The 19,969-nt window shown below is 56.9% G+C and carries 10 protein-coding genes, 3 rRNA genes and 1 pseudogene; 13 read left to right on the forward strand and 1 reads right to left on the reverse strand.

What is annotated here, in order from left to right:
• Positions 1-9: 9 nt before the first annotated feature.
• The 11 genes and pseudogenes from ACXPUX_RS06085 to ACXPUX_RS06135 all read left to right on the forward strand — a co-directional run bounded on the left by ACXPUX_RS06085 (position 10) and on the right by ACXPUX_RS06135 (position 14,579).
• Positions 10-1,116, forward strand: a complete 1,107-nt coding sequence (locus tag ACXPUX_RS06085) for a carbamoyl phosphate synthase small subunit (protein WP_117949688.1) — start codon at positions 10-12, stop codon at positions 1,114-1,116.
• Position 1,117: 1 nt separating this feature from the next.
• Positions 1,118-4,369, forward strand: coding sequence for a carbamoyl-phosphate synthase large subunit (gene carB / locus ACXPUX_RS06090; RefSeq protein WP_458830793.1), 3,252 nt, complete (start codon positions 1,118-1,120; stop codon positions 4,367-4,369).
• Between the two features lie 215 nt (positions 4,370-4,584).
• Complete coding sequence (locus ACXPUX_RS06095) at positions 4,585-4,887, forward strand: HU family DNA-binding protein (protein WP_005920451.1); 303 nt, start codon at positions 4,585-4,587, stop codon at positions 4,885-4,887.
• A 230-nt stretch (positions 4,888-5,117) separates the two neighbouring features.
• Complete coding sequence (locus ACXPUX_RS06100) at positions 5,118-6,305, forward strand: DEAD/DEAH box helicase (protein ID WP_015537546.1); 1,188 nt, start codon at positions 5,118-5,120, stop codon at positions 6,303-6,305.
• A gap of 110 nt (positions 6,306-6,415) precedes the next feature.
• Positions 6,416-7,069, forward strand: a complete 654-nt coding sequence (locus tag ACXPUX_RS06105; RefSeq protein ID WP_458830796.1) for a MerR family transcriptional regulator — start codon at positions 6,416-6,418, stop codon at positions 7,067-7,069.
• Positions 7,050-7,361, forward strand: a complete 312-nt coding sequence (locus ACXPUX_RS06110) for a heavy metal-binding domain-containing protein (RefSeq protein ID WP_458830798.1) — start codon at positions 7,050-7,052, stop codon at positions 7,359-7,361. Before ACXPUX_RS06105 ends, ACXPUX_RS06110 begins: the two co-directional genes overlap by 20 nt.
• Positions 7,358-8,266 (forward strand): lysostaphin resistance A-like protein, encoded by a 909-nt coding sequence (locus ACXPUX_RS06115; protein ID WP_458830800.1) that lies wholly within the window; start codon positions 7,358-7,360, stop codon positions 8,264-8,266. Before ACXPUX_RS06110 ends, ACXPUX_RS06115 begins: the two co-directional genes overlap by 4 nt.
• A 659-nt stretch (positions 8,267-8,925) precedes the next feature.
• Positions 8,926-10,436: ribosomal RNA gene (locus ACXPUX_RS06120) — 16S ribosomal RNA — on the forward strand.
• Between the two features lie 270 nt (positions 10,437-10,706).
• Positions 10,707-13,542, forward strand: a 23S ribosomal RNA gene (locus tag ACXPUX_RS06125).
• Positions 13,543-13,668: 126 nt separating this feature from the next.
• Positions 13,669-13,785, forward strand: a 5S ribosomal RNA gene (gene rrf, locus ACXPUX_RS06130).
• The 16S, 23S and 5S rRNA genes sit together here, the layout of an rRNA operon.
• A gap of 113 nt (positions 13,786-13,898) precedes the next feature.
• Positions 13,899-14,579, forward strand: a pseudogene (locus tag ACXPUX_RS06135) (DUF1287 domain-containing protein).
• An 87-nt stretch (positions 14,580-14,666) separates the two neighbouring features.
• On the opposite strand, the gene fba reads toward ACXPUX_RS06135, so the two are convergent.
• Positions 14,667-15,530: a class II fructose-1,6-bisphosphate aldolase gene (gene fba / locus ACXPUX_RS06140; protein WP_316544576.1), complete on the reverse strand. Its 864-nt coding sequence runs from the start codon at positions 15,528-15,530 to the stop codon at positions 14,667-14,669.
• 703 nt (positions 15,531-16,233) lie between these two features.
• On the opposite strand from fba, the gene rlmB reads away from it, so the two are divergent.
• Both rlmB and ACXPUX_RS06150 read left to right on the forward strand, forming a co-directional pair.
• Positions 16,234-17,127, forward strand: coding sequence for a 23S rRNA (guanosine(2251)-2'-O)-methyltransferase RlmB (gene rlmB / locus ACXPUX_RS06145; protein ID WP_458830801.1), 894 nt, complete (start codon positions 16,234-16,236; stop codon positions 17,125-17,127).
• Positions 17,128-17,169: 42 nt separating this feature from the next.
• Positions 17,170-19,881, forward strand: coding sequence for a cell envelope biogenesis protein OmpA (locus tag ACXPUX_RS06150; RefSeq protein ID WP_458830803.1), 2,712 nt, complete (start codon positions 17,170-17,172; stop codon positions 19,879-19,881).
• Positions 19,882-19,969: the final 88 nt, after the last annotated feature.

Genomic DNA, 19,969 nt, shown 5'->3' on the forward strand with positions numbered 1-19,969 from the left:
AGGAAAACTATGAACGCATATCTTCTTTTGGCAAACGGCATGGTCTTTGCCGGACAGTCCGTGGGCGCGCAGGGCGTGACCGTGGGCGAGGTGGTGTTCTCCACCGGCATGGTGGGCTTTCAGGAGACCCTGACCGACCCCAGCTACTACGGCCAGATCATCACCCAGACCTATCCTCTCATCGGCAACTACGGCATGAACCACGATGACATGGAGTCCGACCGCATTTGGGCAAAGGGCTACATCGTGCGCGAAGCCTGCACCACCCCCTCCAACTGGCGCTGTGAGGAGACGCTGGACAGCTTTTTGAAAAAGAACAACACCATCGGCATCGAGGGCATCGACACCCGCCACCTGACCCGCATCATCCGGGAGAGCGGCGTGATGAACGGTGCCATCCTGACCACCTTCGACCCCGCCGACCCGGCCAATAAGGCCGAGACCGAGGCCCTGCTGGCCGAGATCCGCGCCTATGCCGTGACCGATGCTGTGAAGAACGTGACCTGCGCCGCCCCCGAGGTGTTCAACCCGGAAGGCGAGACCCATATCGTGCTGATGCACTACGGCTGCAAGCGCAACATCGTGCGCTGCCTTGTCAAGCGCGGCTGCAAGGTGACCGTGATGCCCGCCTTTGCAACGGCAGAGGAAATCAAAGCCCTTGCCCCGGACGGTATCATGCTGTCCAACGGCCCCGGCGACCCCGCCGAGCCGGTGGAGGTCATCGAGAACCTCAAGCACATCTTTGAGCTGAACATCCCCACCTTCGGCATCTGTCTGGGTCACCAGCTGTCCGCACTGGCAGCCGGTGCCAAGACCATGAAGCTGAAGTACGGCCACCGCGGCGCCAACCAGCCTGTGACCGACTTTGAGTCCGGCCGCACCTTTATCACCAGCCAGAACCACGGCTATGCGGTCGTGGGCGAGGAATTGCCCGCTGAGATGGGCGAGGTGGCACAGGTGAACGCCAACGACGGCACCTGTGAGGGCATCAAGTACAAAAAGTGGAACTGCTTTACCGTGCAGTTCCACCCGGAAGCAAACGGCGGCCCCAAGGACACCGAATTCCTGTTCGACCGCTTCCTGAACAACGTCAAAGCAGCAAAGGAGGCACGCTGAAATGCCGAAGGACCCCAGAATCAAAAAGGTGCTGGTCATTGGCTCCGGCCCTATCATCATTGGTCAGGCTGCGGAGTTTGACTACTCCGGCACGCAGGCCTGCCGCGCCCTGAAAGCAGAGGGCATCGAGACCGTTCTGCTGAACTCCAACCCCGCTACCATCATGACCGACCCGGACGTGGCCGACCATGTGTATATCGAGCCCATGACGCTGGAAGTCGTGGAGCGCATTCTGGACATCGAAAAGCCGGACTCCGTGCTGCCCAACCTCGGCGGCCAGATGGGCCTGAACCTGTCCATGGAGCTGGCACGCTCCGGCTATCTGGACCGCACCGGTATCCGTCTGCTGGCCTGCAAGCCCGAGACCATCGACCGTGCCGAGGACCGCGAGCTGTTCAAGGAGACCATGGAAAAGCTGCACCAGCCCATCATCCCCTCTGAGGTGGTGGAGACGCTGCAGGACGCACTGGACTGCGCCGACCGCATCGGCTACCCGGTCATCGTGCGCCCGGCCTTTACCATGGGCGGCACTGGCGGCGGCATCTGCGAGACCCGCGAAAAGCTGATCGAGATCGGCACCAACGGCCTGCGCCTTTCTCCCATCCATCAGATTTTGGTGGAAAAGTGCATCGCCGGCTGGAAAGAGATCGAGTACGAGGTGATGCGCGACCACAAGGGCAACGTGATCACCGTATGTAACATGGAAAACCTCGACCCCGTGGGCATCCACACCGGTGACTCGGTGGTCGTGGCTCCCTCCCAGACCCTGACCGACCACGAGTACCAGATGCTGCGTACCGCTGCACTGGATATCATCACCGAGCTGGGCATCGAGGGTGGCTGCAACTGCCAGTTTGCCCTGAAGCCTGACAGCTTCGATTACGCGGTCATCGAGGTCAACCCCCGTGTGTCCCGCTCCTCCGCACTGGCCTCCAAGGCCACCGGCTACCCCATTGCTAAGGTGGCTACCAAGATCGCCATCGGCTACACGCTGGACGAGATCACCAACGACGTTACCGGCAAGACCTGCGCCTGCTTCGAGCCTGCGCTGGACTACATCGTGGTCAAGTACCCGAAGTGGCCGTTTGATAAGTTCGTCTACGCCGACAAGTCTCTGGGCACCCAGATGATGGCTACCGGCGAGGTGATGAGCATCGGCAACAGCTTCGAAGCCGCCATGATGAAGGCTGTTTCCTCCATTGAGCTGGGCATGGACACCCTGACCCACAAGCCCTTTGAGGAGCTGACCGACGAGGAAGTGGTGGAGCACATGCACGTTCAGGACGCCGAGCGCGTGTTCTGCGTGTATGAGGCGCTGAAGCGCGGCATCGATCACAAGGTCATCTACGATATCACCAAGATCGACTGGTGGTTCCTTGATAAGATGCAGCATCTGGCAGATCTGGAAAAGGGTCTGGCACAGTGCAACGGCCAGCTGTCTGTGGAGCAGTACAAGACTGCCAAGAAGTACGGCTTCCAGGATAAGACCATCCGCCGTCTGGCACAGGTGGACACCCTGCCCGTGGAGAACTACCGCGCCGGCTTCAAGATGGTGGATACCTGCGCTGCCGAGTTCTCTGCCAATACCCCCTACTTCTACTCCACCTACGACGGCGACAACGAAGCCGCAGGCTTCATCGCCGAGAAGGAAGCCGAGACCGCTGCCAAGGGCGAGCCCAAAAAGAAGAAGGTACTGGTCTTTGGCTCCGGCCCCATCCGCATTGGTCAGGGCATCGAGTTCGACTACTGCTCTGTGCACTGCGTGTGGACGCTGAAGAAAAACGGCTGCGAGGCCATTCTGGTCAACAACAACCCCGAGACCGTCTCCACCGACTTTGACACCGGTGACCGCCTGTACTTCGACCCGCTGAACCCGGAGAGCGTGGACAACATCATTGCCACCGAAAAGCCGGATGCCTGCGTGGTGCAGTTCGGCGGACAGACCGCCATCAAGCTGGCCAAGCACATGGACGAGATCGGTCTGCCCATTCTGGGCACCCCGGCGGACGCCATCGATGAGGCCGAGGACCGCGAGCGCTTTGACGAGCTGCTGGAGCGCTGCAACATTCCCCGCGCTCCAGGCCGTACCGTGTTCAATCTGGACGAGGCTCTGGCCGCTGCCGAGGAGATCGGTCTGCCGGTGCTGATGCGTCCCTCCTATGTGTTGGGCGGTCAGAACATGATCGTGGCCTACAACAAGGCGGATATCATCGAGTACATGGGCGTTATCACCGAGCACGTTGACATGGATCATCCGGTGCTGCTGGATAAGTACATCATGGGCACCGAGTGCGAGGTGGACGCCATCTGCGACGGCGAAAACTTCCTGATCCCCGGCATCATGGAGCAGGTGGAGCGCACCGGCGTGCACTCCGGCGACTCCATCTGTGTCTACCCGGCGCAGCACCTGACGCAGGACGAGATCGACACCATGGTGGACTATACCGGCCGCTTTGCCCGCGAGCTGCACGTCACCGGTCTGGTCAACGTGCAGTACGCCGTCTCCCATGGCCGTGTGTACGTCATCGAGGTGAACCCCCGCTCCTCCCGTACCGTGCCGTATATCTCCAAGGTCACCGGCGTGCCCATGGTGGATCTGGCCGTGCGTTGCTGCTTGGGCGAGAAGCTGACAGATATGGGCTACGGCACCGGTCTGCACCCCAACGCCCCTTATGTGGCGGTCAAGGTGCCCGTGTTCAGCTTTGAAAAGCTGCACGCTGTGGATACCCAGTTCGGCCCCGAGATGAAATCCACCGGCGAGGTGCTGGGTATTGCGCCCAACTACCACGACGCCCTGCTCAAGGGTCTGATCGGTGCAGGCTATACCTTCAAGACCCCCGGCCCGGGCAGCTGCTGCATCTTCACCGTGAAGGACAGCGACAAGCCCGAGTTCGTGGATATTGCATGGAAGCTGAAGGATATGGGCTATAAGCTCTATGGTACCTCCGGCACCTGTGCATGGCTCAATAAGCACATGATCCCCTGCAACGAGGTGCGCAACATCTCCGGCGAGGCGCCCAACATCGTGGACCTGCTGCAGAGCGGTCTGGTGGACTATGTGTTCTCCACCAGCGCCAAGGGTCGTGACCCCCGGCGCGATTCCGTCCGCCTGCGCCGTAAAGCCGTGGAGCTGAGCATCCCCTGCATCACCGCAGTGGATACCGCCGCTTCTCTGGTGGATTGCCTGCGCAGTGAGCACAGCCTGGCTAACATCCCGCTGGTGGATATTGCCACCCTGTACCGCGGAAAATAAGCCGTAACACCCGCATAAAACAGCTCTTTACAGCGCCTGCCGAAACGGTGGGCGCTGTATTTGTGCGGGGTGCACGGAACTGAATGTGGTTCGTGCGCAATAAACTACATTTCGTGCGCAATCCATCGAAAACAGTGCGCGAAATATGTTATACTCAACAACGCAAAATTTGCCAAAAGACGTTACTTTTGGACATTCCAGGAGGATATCGATACATGACCCGTTCCCAGATGATCGAAACCGTGGCACGCAAGACCGGCTTTACCGAAGCTCAGGTCGAGACCACGATGGATGCAATGTTTGACCAGATCGCGGACTGCCTGCGCGCTGACGAAAAGGTGACCATCGCCGGCTTTGGCCGCTTTGAGATGCGCCCCCGCAAGCCGAAGGCTTACACCAACCCCAAGACCAAGGTGTCCAGCCAGCTGGAGTCCACCTCCATCCCCGGCTTCAAGGCCAGCGGCCGCTTCAAGCAGAAGCTGGAGGCCGGCAAGAAGAGCGTGGAAGAGACCGCCTGATCCCACACACTGAGAACCGTACCCGTGACCCCGGGTGCGGTTCTTTTTGTTTACCAAAAACTCTGTTGTGAAAATGGGATATCGGAACGCCCGCAGGCGTTCCGATATCCCGAATCGTCCCGCCCTGCGTGCGGCGCACGGCATCTTTTTGTTTCTCTGCTGACAAGCGCGGCATTTCATGCTATACTTGTTGCAACGAGAAAAACGCCATAAAGAACGGAGTTGTCCAAATGCTTTACAGCGAGTTGCAGTGCAGCGAAGCCATCCACAAGGCTGTGGAACGCATGGGCTTTGCCGAAATGACCGAAATTCAGGAAAAGACCATCCCCCTCATGCTGGCCGGGCATGATGTCATCGCCAAGGCACCCACCGGTACCGGTAAGACCTGTGCCTTCGGCATCCCGGTGGTGGAGCATATCCAGCCGGAAAACAAATACCCGCAGGCCGTCATCATGGCACCCACCCGGGAGCTTGCTCAACAGATCGCTGAGGAGCTGACCAACCTCACCTACTTTATGCCAGAGGTGCAGGTGGCCTGCGTGTACGGCGGCGCCAATATGGAAAAACAGGCAAAGCGTCTGGCCGAGGGCTGCCAGATCGTGGTAGCCACCCCGGGCCGGCTGATGGACCACTATAAACACCACAGCATCGATATCTCCCATGTGACCCAGATCGTGCTGGATGAGGCCGACGAAATGCTGAACATGGGTTTTTATAAGGATGTGCGTCACATCATCGAGATGATGAAGGCACGCAAGGCGCTGTCCATGTTCTCGGCCACCATCAGCCGCGAGGTGATGGATATCGGCTGGCTGTACCAGCACAACGCCGAGGAAATCACCGTGCAGCCCCGGGAGGAAAGCCAGCCCAAGATCACCCAGTATATGCTGGAGACCTCCGGCCGCAACAAGCTGTCGGATCTGGCACAGATCATCATCGGCGAGGGCTACAAGCGGGTGATGGTGTTCTGCGATACCAAGTTCAACACCGCCACGCTGGCAAACCAACTGGCACGGCTGGGCTTCTCGGTGGACTGCCTGCACGGCGACCTCTCCCAGAAGGAGCGCAACCAGATCATGCAGGCCTTCCGGGACGGCAAGCTGGCCATTCTGGTGGCTACGGACGTTGCCGCCCGCGGCATTGACGTCTCGGACGTGGATGCCGTCATCAACTACGATGTGCCCAGCGAGAACGAGCACTACACCCACCGCATCGGCCGCACCGGCCGCGCCAAAAAAGAGGGCGTGAGTTACCTGTTCTATGTGCCGGAGGAGAAAAAGCGCGTGCAGGAGCTGCTGCGCCTGACCCGCAATACCGACCTGTGCACCCCGGTGCACTTCGACTTTAACCATGAGCACATCGTGGTGGAGAAAAAGCAGGATAACGCCGACCGTTTCCAGATCAAGTGCTATTTTTAAAGGAAGGAGCTGCTGTACAAGGTTGTGCAGCGGCTCTTTTTGCAAAAAAAGCTTGACCTTCCCCTTTGTGGAAGGTGTAGAATATTCCCGTAAGGAGGGGGTCGTGACCCATGAAGATCAACGAAGTGGAAGCCGCCGTCGGCGTGACCAAAAAGAACATCCGCTTTTACGAGGAAGAGGGGCTCATCAGTCCCAGCCGGGAGCCGGGCAACGGCTACCGCAGCTACTCGCAGGCGGATGTGGAACGCCTGCGCCGCATCAAGCTGCTGCGTAAGCTGGACGTGCCGCTGGCAGAGATCCGGGAGATGCTGGAAGGGCAGCGCACGCTGGCCGAGGGCATGAGCCAGCAGCTGGAGCGTCTGCGCAGCCGCCGCGCCGACTTGGAGGAGGCAATCGGTTTCTGCACGCTGCTGCAACAGGAGAACGGCCCTCTGGAACAACTGGATGTGGAGCAGACGCTGGCGCGCCTGACCGCACGGGAAGAACAGGGAGTGACTTTTGTGAACATTGAACGGACCGACCAAAAGACCCGCCGCATCCGGGGTGCGTGCATCGGTGCCGCCCTTTTTGTGGCCATGATGGCTTTTGTGATGGCTACCATGGGCTGGGCAATCTACACCGACCCGCAAGACGCTCCGCCGCTGCCGCTGCTGGTAGTGATGTTCGGCATTCCGGCGGGCTGCATCGTGGGCACCCTGAAGGTGCTGCTGGATCGAATCGAAGAGATCGGAAAGGGAGAAGAAGATGCTTATCGTAACTATTAACGAGATCCCGGGCAAAAAGCTGGAAGCGCTGGGCGTGGTGCGGGGCAGCACGGTGCAGAGCCGCAACCTTGGCCACGACATGATGGCCGGTTTCCGCACCCTCGTGGGCGGCGAGGTGACCGACTACGCCGATATGCTCACCGAAGCACGGCAGATCGCCACCGGACGCATGGTCAAGGACGCTGAAAGCCTTGGCGCAGATGCCATTGTGGGCATGCGGTACGCCTCTGCCAGCGTCATGCAGGGCGCGGCAGAGGTCATAGCTTACGGAACGGCGGTGAAGTTCATATGACAGCAAAAGAAAAACAGGGCTTCGGCCTGTACTTCCTGTTCGCCTTCGGCATGGCATGGCTGTGTCAGGTCGGCGGCTGCATGGCGCTATTGCAGCAGAATAATGCGGTGCTGTATCAGCTGGCGCTCATCGTTACCATGTTCTGCCCGCTGCTGGCTGTACTGCTGGTGCAAAAGGCATTTCTGCGCCAGCCCACCGGCATCGGCTGGAAGGTGCAGGGCAAGCGTCGGTTCTGGCTGGCGGCATGGTTCGGCCCGGCGGTGCTCACCCTGCTGGGTGCAGTGCTGTATTTTGCTGTGTTCCCCTCCCGGCTGGACTTTTCCTGCAGCTGGTTGGTAGCCGCCTACGGCGGCGAGATGGACGCCCAGACCCTGCGCAGCCAGCTGGGCGTCTCCACCCTCAGCTATCTGCTGCAAAACGGGCTGTTTGCGGTGCTCCTTGCCCCAGCTATCAATATGTTCCCTGCGCTGGGCGAGGAGGTTGGCTGGCGCGGCTACATGATGCCCCGCCTGAAGGAGCAGTTCGGTCTGCTGAATGGCCGCCTGCTGGGCGGCGTTGTGTGGGGCATCTGGCACTGGCCGCTGATGCTGCTGGTGGGCTACGAGTACGGCACCAACTATCTGGGCGCACCCCTGCTGGGTTTGGTGGTGTGGTGTGTGGTCTGTTTTGCCCTCAACACTCTGCTGGATATCCTCTACGAGAAAACGGAGAGCATCTGGGTGCCCGCCATTGCGCACGGCGCGTTCAATGCCGTTGCGGCGCTGCCGCAGGTGCTGGTCACCCCGGCGGATGCTTATTATAATGTGCTGGGTCCCATGCCCATTGGTCTGATCGCCGCGCTGCCGATGCTGGCAGCAGCAGTCTGGCTGACCCTGCGGGAGATGAAGCAGGAAGAAAAGAACTGAATTACAAGGCAACAGCCGCTGCACTTTTTGTGCGGCGGCTGTTTTTGCGCAGAAATGGTGGAAGAAAGGCCAAAACCACCCCTGAAACCAAGCGAAAAACTAGATGATGTATACAAAGTGAAAAAAAAGGCGAAAAAAATATAAAAAAGACTTGCAAAAGTGGTTGCGGTATGGTACTATATGTGAGCGCCAAGCGCTGAGACAAAAGAATGACTTCTGAAGTCCCAGCAGGAAGCCCTTGAAAAGAACCAATAGACGCTGAAAAGCTTTGCGGTTGCGAAAGCAATGAATCGCCCCAGTGGGGCGTTCAAGCAAACGGAGCGGTCTTGCGAAAGCAAGATGGAGGGGTCTCACCCCGACAAGCTCACGGTTGACACTGAGATGTACAAAGCGCTCCAAGTTCAGAAAAGTTCAAAAGCTTCTCAAAAAAGTGCTTGACAACTTATCACGAAAGTGATAAAATAATTAAGCTTTCAGCCGCTAAGGCTGCGGCGCACAGGACCTTGAAAATTGAACAATATCGAAAGAACTTGTAACGGAACCTATTTTCGTGTTGGAAAAACACGGTAAACAATTCCAAACAAAAGTAATTCACACAGGACGCAAGCGATTGCGTGCTGAGCGAAACAAGATTTAACACTTTTAAGTGATAAATATCATTTATAAAGAGTTTGATCCTGGCTCAGGACGAACGCTGGCGGCGCGCCTAACACATGCAAGTCGAACGAGCGAGAGAGAGCTTGCTTTCTCGAGCGAGTGGCGAACGGGTGAGTAACGCGTGAGGAACCTGCCTCAAAGAGGGGGACAACAGTTGGAAACGACTGCTAATACCGCATAAGCCCACAGCTCGGCATCGAGCAGAGGGAAAAGGAGTAATCCGCTTTGAGATGGCCTCGCGTCCGATTAGCTGGTTGGTGAGGTAACGGCCCACCAAGGCGACGATCGGTAGCCGGACTGAGAGGTTGAACGGCCACATTGGGACTGAGACACGGCCCAGACTCCTACGGGAGGCAGCAGTGGGGAATATTGCACAATGGGGGAAACCCTGATGCAGCGACGCCGCGTGGAGGAAGAAGGTCTTCGGATTGTAAACTCCTGTTGTTGAGGAAGATAATGACGGTACTCAACAAGGAAGTGACGGCTAACTACGTGCCAGCAGCCGCGGTAAAACGTAGGTCACAAGCGTTGTCCGGAATTACTGGGTGTAAAGGGAGCGCAGGCGGGAAGGCAAGTTGGAAGTGAAATCCATGGGCTCAACCCATGAACTGCTTTCAAAACTGTTTTTCTTGAGTAGTGCAGAGGTAGGCGGAATTCCCGGTGTAGCGGTGGAATGCGTAGATATCGGGAGGAACACCAGTGGCGAAGGCGGCCTACTGGGCACCAACTGACGCTGAGGCTCGAAAGTGTGGGTAGCAAACAGGATTAGATACCCTGGTAGTCCACACTGTAAACGATGATTACTAGGTGTTGGAGGATTGACCCCTTCAGTGCCGCAGTTAACACAATAAGTAATCCACCTGGGGAGTACGACCGCAAGGTTGAAACTCAAAGGAATTGACGGGGGCCCGCACAAGCAGTGGAGTATGTGGTTTAATTCGACGCAACGCGAAGAACCTTACCAAGTCTTGACATCCTGCGACGCACATAGAAATATGTGTTTCCTTCGGGACGCAGAGACAGGTGGTGCATGGTTGTCGTCAGCTCGTGTCGTGAGATGTTGGGTTAAGTCCCGCAACGAGCGCAACCCTTATGGTCAGTTACTACGCAAGAGGACTCTGGCCAGACTGCCGTTGACAAAACGGAGGAAGGTGGGGATGACGTCAAATCATCATGCCCTTTATGACTTGGGCTACACACGTACTACAATGGCGTTAAACAAAGAGAAGCAAGACCGCGAGGTGGAGCAAAACTCAGAAACAACGTCCCAGTTCGGACTGCAGGCTGCAACTCGCCTGCACGAAGTCGGAATTGCTAGTAATCGCAGATCAGCATGCTGCGGTGAATACGTTCCCGGGCCTTGTACACACCGCCCGTCACACCATGAGAGCCGGGGGGACCCGAAGTCGGTAGTCTAACCGCAAGGAGGACGCCGCCGAAGGTAAAACTGGTGATTGGGGTGAAGTCGTAACAAGGTAGCCGTAGGAGAACCTGCGGCTGGATCACCTCCTTTCTAAGGAGTCAGGCAATGACAGAGCATCCAAGATGGTCAGTCATTGGAACAGGTGACAAGTTAAAGTTTAAGTAGATATTGTTCGATTTTGAGGGCCCTGAAAAGGACACTCAAAGACGTACCTTGAAAACTGAATAATAACTGCGAAACAAAGATTATAGTAAGTTCTTTTTTAAGAAATATTACAATTTCAAAAGGAAGGGTAACAATAATCTTCGTTGGCAAGAGAGAATCAAGAGGATACCAAATGTTCCAAGAGAACGTTTGAAAGGTCAAGCGAACAAGGGCGCAGGGCGAATGCCTTGGCACTGGGAGCCGATGAAAGACGTGATAAGCTGCGATAAGCTTCGGGGAGCTGCAAATAAGCATTGATCCGGAGATTTCTGAATGAGGAAACTCATCTGGGTTCATACTCAGGTACGTTATACTGAACTTAAAAATAGGTATATCGAGGGAACCGCCTGAACTGAAACATCTAAGTAGGGCGAGGAAGAGACATCAAACGAGATTCCGTAAGTAGTGGCGAGCGAACGCGGAAGAGGGCAAACCGGGAGTAGAAATACTTCCGGGGTACGGACTGCTTTTAGGACTTAATCTGTTAACCGAACGGCATGGGAAGGCCGGTCAGAGAGTGTGAGAACCACGTAGGTGAAAACGGAGAGAGCTGCGCAGGATCCAGAGTACGGCCAGACACGTGAAACCTGGTCGGAATACGGGGGGACCACCCTCCAACCCTAAATACTACCCAGTGACCGATAGCGTATAGTACTGTGAAGGAAAGGTGAAAAGCACCCCGGGAGGGGAGTGAAAGAGAACCTGAAACCCTGTGCCTACAAGCACCTAGAGCACGTCAAAGTGTGATAGGGTACTTTTTGTAGAACGGTCCGGCGAGCGATTGTATGCAGCAAGGTTAAGGACTTAAGGTCTGGAGCCGAAGCGAAAGCGAGTTTGAAAAGGGCGTTAAGTTGCATATAATGGGCCCGAAACCGGGTGACCTACCCATGGTCAGGTTGAAGTGGAAGTAAAATTCCATGGAGGACCGAACCGACCTCCGTTGAAAAGGCGGCGGATGAACTGTGGGTAGCGGAGAAATTCCAATCGAACCCGGAGATAGCTGGTTCTCCCCGAAATAGTTTTAGGACTAGCCTCAAGTTAGATACCTGGAGGTAAAGCACTGAATAGCCTAGCGGCCGAGAGGTTAGCGAAGCTTATCAAACTCAGAATGCCAGAGTATTGATGCTTGGGAGTCAGACAGTGTCAGATAAATGTCATTGTCAAAAGGGAAACAGCCCAGATCTACAGCTAAGGTCCCAAAGTCAGGTTAAGTGGAAAACGATGTGAAGATACGTAGACAACCAGGATGTTGGCTCAGAAGCAGCCACACATTCAAAGAGTGCGTAATAGCTCACTGGTCGAGCGTCTTTGCGCGGAGAATTTAACGGGGCTAAACCTGACACCGAAGCTTAGGCAATGTACTTTGTACATTGGGTAGGGGAGCGTTGTATACGCGGTGAAACAGTAGCGCAAGCGGCTGTGGAGTGTATAGAAGTGAGAATGCCGGAATGAGTAGCGCGAATGCAGTGAGAATCTGCATGGCCGAAAGCCTCAGGTTTCTGGAGGAAGGTTCGTCCGCTCCAGGTCAGTCGGGAGCTAAGGTGAGGCCTGACGGCGTAGCCGATGCACAGACGGTAGAGATTCCGTCACCACCAAAAGAGTTAAACACAGGGACACATTTGAAGTCTCGGAGCCGGGTGTTGGTTCCGGTAGCGATCGAGGGAAATTAGTACCGAAGTCCGGGATGGAAGATGGCGAGAAAAGCTGTGTGAATTTCTGCGGTGCCCGTACCGCAAACCGACACAGGTAGGTAGGAAGAAGATTCTAAGGCCAACGGGAGAAGGGTTGTTAAGGAACTCGGCAAATTGACCCCGTAACTTCGGGAGAAGGGGTGCTCCAGAGATGGAGCCGCAGAGAATCGGCCCAAGCAACTGTTTACCAAAAACACAGGTTTGTGCTAAATCGAAAGATGACGTATACGAGCTGACGCCTGCCCGGTGCTGGAAGGTTAAGAGGAGATGTGCAAGCATTGAATCGAAGCCCCAGTGAACGGCGGCCGTAACTATAACGGTCCTAAGGTAGCGAAATTCCTTGTCAGGTAAGTTCTGACCCGCATGAAAGGCGTAATGATTTGGGCACTGTCTCAACAGCCCGCCCGGCGAAATTGTAGTACCGGTGAAGATGCCGGTTACCCGCGACAAGACGGAAAGACCCCATGGAGCTTTACTGTAGCCTAATATTGGGTTTCGATGTTGCATGCACAGGATAGATGGGACACTGGGAAGCAAGAGCTTTGGCTTTTGTGGAGTGGCCGTTGGGATACCATCCTTGCGATATTGGAATTCTAACCTGCGCCTTTGAATCAAGGCGGGGGACATTGTTAGGTGGGCAGTTTGACTGGGGCGGTCGCCTCCTAAAGAGTAACGGAGGCGTTCAAAGGTTCGCTCAGCTTGAACGGAAATCAAGCAAAAGAGTGCAAACGCAGAAGCGAGCCTAACTGCGAGACTGACGGGTCGAGCAGTAACGAAAGTTGGAGTTAGTGATCCGGTGGTATGTGAGTGGAAATGCCATCGCTCAACGGATAAAAGTTACCCTGGGGATAACAGGCTGATCTCCCCCAAGAGTCCACATCGACGGGGAGGTTTGGCACCTCGATGTCGGCTCATCGCATCCTGGGGCTGTATTCGGTCCCAAGGGTTTGGCTGTTCGCCAATTAAAGCGGTACGCGAGCTGGGTTCAGAACGTCGTGAGACAGTTCGGTCCCTATCTGTCGTGGGCGCAGGATATTTGATGGGAGCTGTTCCTAGTACGAGAGGACCGGAGCGGACGTACCTCTGGCGCACCAGTTGTTCTGCCAAGGGCATAGCTGGGCAACTATGTACGGATCGGATAAACGCTGAAAGCATCTAAGCGTGAAGCCGACCCAAAGATAAGATATCCCATTGTTTCAAACAAGTAAGACCCCTTGAAGACTACAAGGTTGATAGGCACGATGTGTAAGTGGAGTGATCCATTCAGCAAGCGTGTACTAATAGGTCGAGGGCTTGACCACAATTCGCTTGAGACTTTTAAGTCAACGAAAAAATGTCAGCAGTGATTATTCAGTTTTGAAGGCACGTCCTTCTAAGAAATACTGGACAGAAGCACAGAAATGTGTTATACTGATTCAGTCAAATCGGTCGGTGTCGATGACGGTAAGGTTCCACCTGTTCCCATTCCGAACACAGAAGTTAAGCTTACTTGTGCCGAAGATAGTTAGCTGGAAACGGCTTGTGAAAATAGGTAGTCGCCGACTTAACTGAAAGCTCTGAGATGAAAGTCTCAGGGCTTTTTTGTTGCGCTATATATGCTTAAGGGTTGCAGAATAGGGGAAAAACTGGTATCCTCAGAGCAGAAAAGGGTGAGAATATGCGTTTGGACAGAACCCGCAAGGATACAGCAAAGTGTTATATAGCGGTACTGGCGCTTTTACTGTTCTGCAGCATCGTATTTTATGCGCAGACACATTATCAGCACACCTCGGCGTTCCGGCTTGAGGATGACTATCCGGGCAGGATACCGCAGTTTCATAGCAGCGTAGATCGGGATGTTGACGGCGTAGACGATCAGTTGGATATTCTGAACGGAGCAATGGACTATGTGAGCACACATCCAAAATACAAAAGCCGCTATTATGCGACCGGTTATCCTGACGATGGTTATGGAGTTTGCACGGATGTGGTTGCTTATGCGTTGAAAGATGCTGGATATGATCTGCAAGTGCTTGTGGACGCAGATATCCGGAAGCAGTCACAAGATTATATGGTGGCAGAGCCGGATGCAAACATAGATTTCCGACGGGTACGAAACCTGAAGGTATTTTTTGCACATACCGCGGTTGCTCTGACCACAGATGTTTCAGAAATAGAAGAATGACAGGGCGGTGATATTGTGATCTTTGAAAGACATATCGGCATCGTGTCCGACCGGCAAAATAAAAACGGAGTGCCCTATATCATTCACCACAATGACCCATGGCAGACGGCTTACGAGCAGGACATTCTGGAAAAACGCACCGACATTGTGGGCCATTACCGAATTTCAAAATAAAAAGCGGCCCCGCTGCACTGTGCATAACAGTGCGGCGGGGCCGCATACTTTATTGGGTGGTGTACCGGTCAGGATACGAACTTCTGCTTAGCCCTTGCCTGCGCAGCCGAACAGCTCGATCTTCTCCTTGCACTTAGCCTCAATGGCCTTTGCGCCGGGAGCCAGCAGCTTGCGGGGGTCGAAGCCCTTGCCCTGCTGATCCTTGCCCTCTTCGATGTACTTACGGGTGGCCTCAGCAAACACCAGCTGGCACTCGGTATTGATGTTGATCTTGGAAACGCCCAGACTGATGGCCTTTGCGATCATCTCATCGGGGATGCCGGTGCCGCCGTGCAGGACCAGAGGAATGTTGTTGGTGGCCTTGTGGATGCGGTCCAGAGCCTCGAAGTCCAGACCCTTCCAGTTTGCGGGGTAGACGCCGTGGATGTTGCCGATGCCGGCAGCCAGGAAGTCAATGCCCAGAGCGGTGATCTTTGCGCACTCCTCGGGATCAGCGATCTCGCCAGAGCCCACAACGCCGTCCTCGACGCCGCCGATGGAGCCAACCTCGGCCTCGATGCTCATGCCGTGAGCGTGTGCCAGAGCGACCAGTTCCTTAGTCTTTTCCACGTTCTCCTCGATGGAGTAGTGGCTGCCATCGAACATGATGGAGGAGAAACCAGCCTCAACACAGGCCTTGCAGCCCTCGTAGGTGCCGTGATCCAGATGCAGAGCAACGGGAACGGTGATGCCCATGGAATCGACCATGGCGCTGACCATAGCAGCAACAGTCTTAAAGCCGGTCATGTACTTACCTGCACCCTCGGAAACACCCAGAATGACGGGGCTCTTCATTTCCTCGCAGGCGGTCAGGACGGCCTTGGTCCACTCCAGGTTATTGATGTTGAACTGCGGCACACCGTAGTGGCCATCGCGTGCCTTGAGCAGCATTTCGGTTGCATTTACCAACATTATTCATTACCTCCAAAAATTATCGGGGTTCCGGCTCTGCCACACACCGCATTGTGCATGGTTTAACGAGCCCACATGGCTAGTATACCCCAAAATGCGCCTAAAATCAATCCGAACAGGCGCTTTTTCTTGCATAGAGCTGCTGCGGAACAGTCACGGCACAAAGCGGCTGATGCAGCTGCGGCAGAAATGTTCTGCACTTAACAACAAAAATCCATATATGCTGCAACATCCGCCTTGTGCGGAAGCGGCGCGGGTTTTCAACATATTTTAACATTCGTCAAAATGATGTTGGAGGAAATTGCAAAAGCGGACAATTTCCGGTTCAAAAAATTGTCATAATTCCGACTTGAATTTTACAAATTGTAAGGCTTTTGCCAAGATATGGGGGAAGCTGCTGTTGAAAACCCGGTGGAAACTGTTTAATTCCACCCAGAAAACAGGCGCTGTGGCTGGACTTTTACACACTTTCCACCGGGTTTTCAACTTGTGGAAAAATCATAGGCTGTTTACGGAATGTATAGACATTTTTTGTGGAAAACTTTTTGCCTTGGCAAAACAGCGGAAATGCGCCGGGCTTCCCGGGCGGCGGGCAAAACATTTTTACAGCCGCCCAGTCTGGCAGGGAAGCTGTGTTTTACTGAAAAAATTTTAGGTGTCTGGGAATAAAATCCCTGCAATTTGTGGCGAAACCGGACGAGATATGGTATACTTTATCTTGGATTATCATAAACAAAATAAAACGCTCCGGCGCGGCACTGCCCGCCCGGAACGGAAGGAGCATAAAAAGATGGAAGAACGTAACCAGCCGCGCCGTCCGCGCCGCGATGCAGAGCAGCCGCAGCAGAAGAGCGAGAGCCTGATCTACGGCAAAAACCCGGTGACCGAGCTGCTCAAGAGCGGCTCCGGTGTGGACACCGTGCTTATTGCCGAGGGGATGGCCCCGGCAGTGGCGGCATACTATACAGCACTGGCCAAGGAGGCCGGCGCAACGGTCAAGCGGGTGCACCCCAACAAGCTGCGCCTGATGACCGGCACCGAAAGCCATCAGGGCGTGGCGGCCTTTGCCAGTGAGATCGAGTACGCGACCGTGGAGGATCTGCTGGCAGCAGCCAAGGCCAAGGGTGAGCCGCCGTTTCTGGTGCTGAGCGACGGCATTGAGGACCCCCACAATCTGGGTGCAGTCATGCGCAGCGCATTGCTGTGCGGTGCCCACGGCATCGTCATCCCCAAGCGGGGCGGCGCGTCCGTCACCCCCACCGTCATCAAGTCCAGCGCAGGCGCTGCCGAGCGTCTGCCGGTGGCGCGGGTGGCCAATATCGGCGAGACCATCCGCCGCCTGAAGGAGCAGGGCGTGTTCGTCTACTGCGCCGATATGGACGGTGTGTCTCTGCACAAAAACAACCTGACCGGCCCCATCGCGCTGGTACTGGGCAGCGAGGGCAGCGGGGTGTCCCAGCTGGTCAAGAAGCTGTGTGACGGTGTGGTGCGGCTGGATATGGCTGCACCCGGCACCGGTGTGGACAGCTATAACGTTTCGGTGGCGGCTGGCATCATCCTGTACGAGATCCAGTCGCAGCGCGCCGTAGAAGAATAAAACAAGCGGTAAACTCCATCCAGAACAGTGGGAGGGACAAGGATGCCGAACAATAAAAATGAACGCAAGGGCAAGCAGGCGGGGGAGCTCTCGGCAGAAGAGCGGTTCCGCAACTTTTTCAGCACCAGTGTGATCGATCTGCCCGAGGAAATGACCCGCCGGGACGAGCCTGCCCCGGTGGAGGAAAAGCCCAAGGCCGGGCTGCTGGGCAAGCTGTTCGGCCACGACAAAGAAGAGACGCCCGCCCCGGCACAGCCGGTGCTGGAGATCCCCACCGGCGAGATCCTGCTGGGGGCAGATGCAAAGCCGGTGCAGCCGGAGCAGGAGGACATGGCGCTGGAGCTGCGCACCGCAGACCCTATTCCGGCTATGCCGATGCAGCCTGCCCGGGTAGAGCCTGCCAAGGCTGTCCCGGCAGAGCCGGTGCCTGCACCCAAGGCGGCTGCTGCCGTGCAGCCGAAGCCGAAAAAGCCTGCACCCCAGCCGGAGCCGCAGCCTGCTGCTGCCCCTAAAAAGCAGCCCAAGGCGAAGAACGCCCCGGAGACGCTGCTGCCGCAGGAGGAGCTGGAGCAGCGGGAGATGCAGCAGCTGAAGGATATGCTCAACGACATGAGCGGCAAGGCAAAGCCTGCCCCGCAGCCCGCAAAACCTGTGCAGGCAGTGCCGCAGCCCAAGGTGCAGCCTGCGCCTGCACAGCCCGCCGCAGAGCCGGAGAAAGCCCCGGCAAAGGCAGCACAGAAGCCTGCCGAGGAGCTGCCGTCGGCGGTGTTTGCCAGCGTTCCGGCAGACCCGGAGACACTGCCGAAAAAGCCTGAGAAAAAGTCGATTTTCCAAATGTTCGGCACAGCAGAGGACGAGAAGCCCGCTGCCCGCAAGCCGGAAAAAGAGGATACCATGAGCCTGCCGCTGCTCCCGCTGGAGCAGGACGGCGCTCCTGCTGATGAAACAGTACCCGCACCGGCAGCTGCCGCCCCTGCGGCTCCGGCACAGCCCGAGACCGCACCCGCAGCAGAAACGGCGGCCTCTGCCGAGGAAGCTGTGCCGGAATCCATTGCCGATAAGCTGCACCACATGGCCGCAGAGCTGACCTTGCGCTGTGTGCTGGCGGGCATTCTGGCTGTGGTGCTGCTGCACTTTGGGCTGACGGCAGAGCGTCTGCTGCCGCCGCTTTCGGTGCTGGACCCGGACGCTGCCCCGGCGGCGTTCTATGCCGCCAATCTGCTGCTGTTTGCCGCCAGCCTGTTTGTGGGCTACCCGGTGCTGCGGGACGGCCTGACCGGCTTGCGCGGTCGTCCCAGTGCAGACACCATGCCCGCGCTGGCCGCTGTGGCAGCGCTGCTGCAGGCAGTGGTGGCCATGCTGAATGCCAACGCCTACCGCAGCACCGAGGGCATCGGCCTGCTGACCGGTATGGCAGCGCTGGGGCTGTTTCTGGCGCTGGTGGGCAGCCGGGTAATGCTGGCTGCCGTGCAGGGCGGCTACACGCCGGCCGCAGAGGGCGGCGAAGTGCGGGGCGCTTACCGCACCCGCGATAAAGATCTGATCCGCGCCCTCGCCCGGGATCTGGAGCAGAAGGACCCGTGGGTGCTGCTGAGCCGCCCGGTGCAGACCGCCAGCGATGATTTTGTGGAGCAGAGCCTCAGCGAGCGCGCCAGCGAGCGCCGCGCCCGCAAGGTGGCCTATATCCTGCTGGCGGCAGCAGTGCTCAGCGGCGTAGCTTTCCTGCTGTTCGGCGGCGGCATCAACTGCGCCGTGGCTGCAGTGGCTGCCGTGCTGTGCATGGGCGCGCCCCTTTCCTCGGTGCTGGTGCCCGGTCTGGCGGCGCTGCGGCTGCAAAGAGCGGCTGCCGCTGTGGGCGCTGTGGTGCCCGGCTGGGCTGCCATTGAGGAGCTGGGCGGCATCGACACCATTGAGCTGGACGCCGACGACCTGTTTACCGCCGACAGCGTAACGCTGGAGGATATCCGTATCTTCAAGGGCGGCCGCATCGACCGCGCCATCCTGTATGCGGCCAGTGTGCTGAACGAGAGCTGCGATACCCTGCGCGGGCTGTTCAGCCAGATCATCGAGGACCGCACCGATATCCTGTTCCCGGTCAAGGATCTGGAGCAGCACACCGGGCAGGGTTTCTCGGCATGGTGCGACAATAACCGCATCCTCATCGGCACCCGCCGCTACATGGAGCAGGAGGACGTTACTCTGCCGGAGCAGGACTACGAGGACGGCCACTCCAAAAACGGCGCGCTGCAAATTTTGTATCTGGCGGTGTCCGGCAACCTGCACGCCATGTTCGTGCTGCACTATGTGGGCGGCCGCAATGTGGCACGCAGCCTTGCTTCTCTGCAAAGGGAGAACATCCGTCTGCTGGTCACCAGCAAGGACCCCAGCCTGACGGCACGGCACATCACCGAGGCTTATCATCTGCCGGAGGGCATGGTCACCGTGCTGGACGGCGAGCAGTGTCAGGCCATTGAAGCCGCTGATGCTGCCCCGGAAAAGCCCAAGTGCTGCCTGTACCACCACCGGGGCTTTGCCAGCCTGACCGGCGGCTTGCAGGCCGCAGATCAGGCACAGAATGCCGAGACCAGCGCCACCACGGTGCAGCTGGTGTCGGTGTGCTTCTCGGTGTTCATTGCAGTGCTGCTGACCTACGCGGGCAGCATCTGGCAGCTGTCCATCGCCACGGTGCTGATGTATCAGGCCGCATGGAGCGCCCTGAGCATCGCCGTCTGCGCCCTGAAGCAGCATAGCTGATTTTTATAGCAAAGGGGCAAGGTCAAGCAGCATTTGTAGATGTTGTTTCCGGTCACGACCCCTCCCGTGAAAATACAAGCCCGGAAAG

The organism is Faecalibacterium sp. PGM34 (assembly GCF_054456555.1).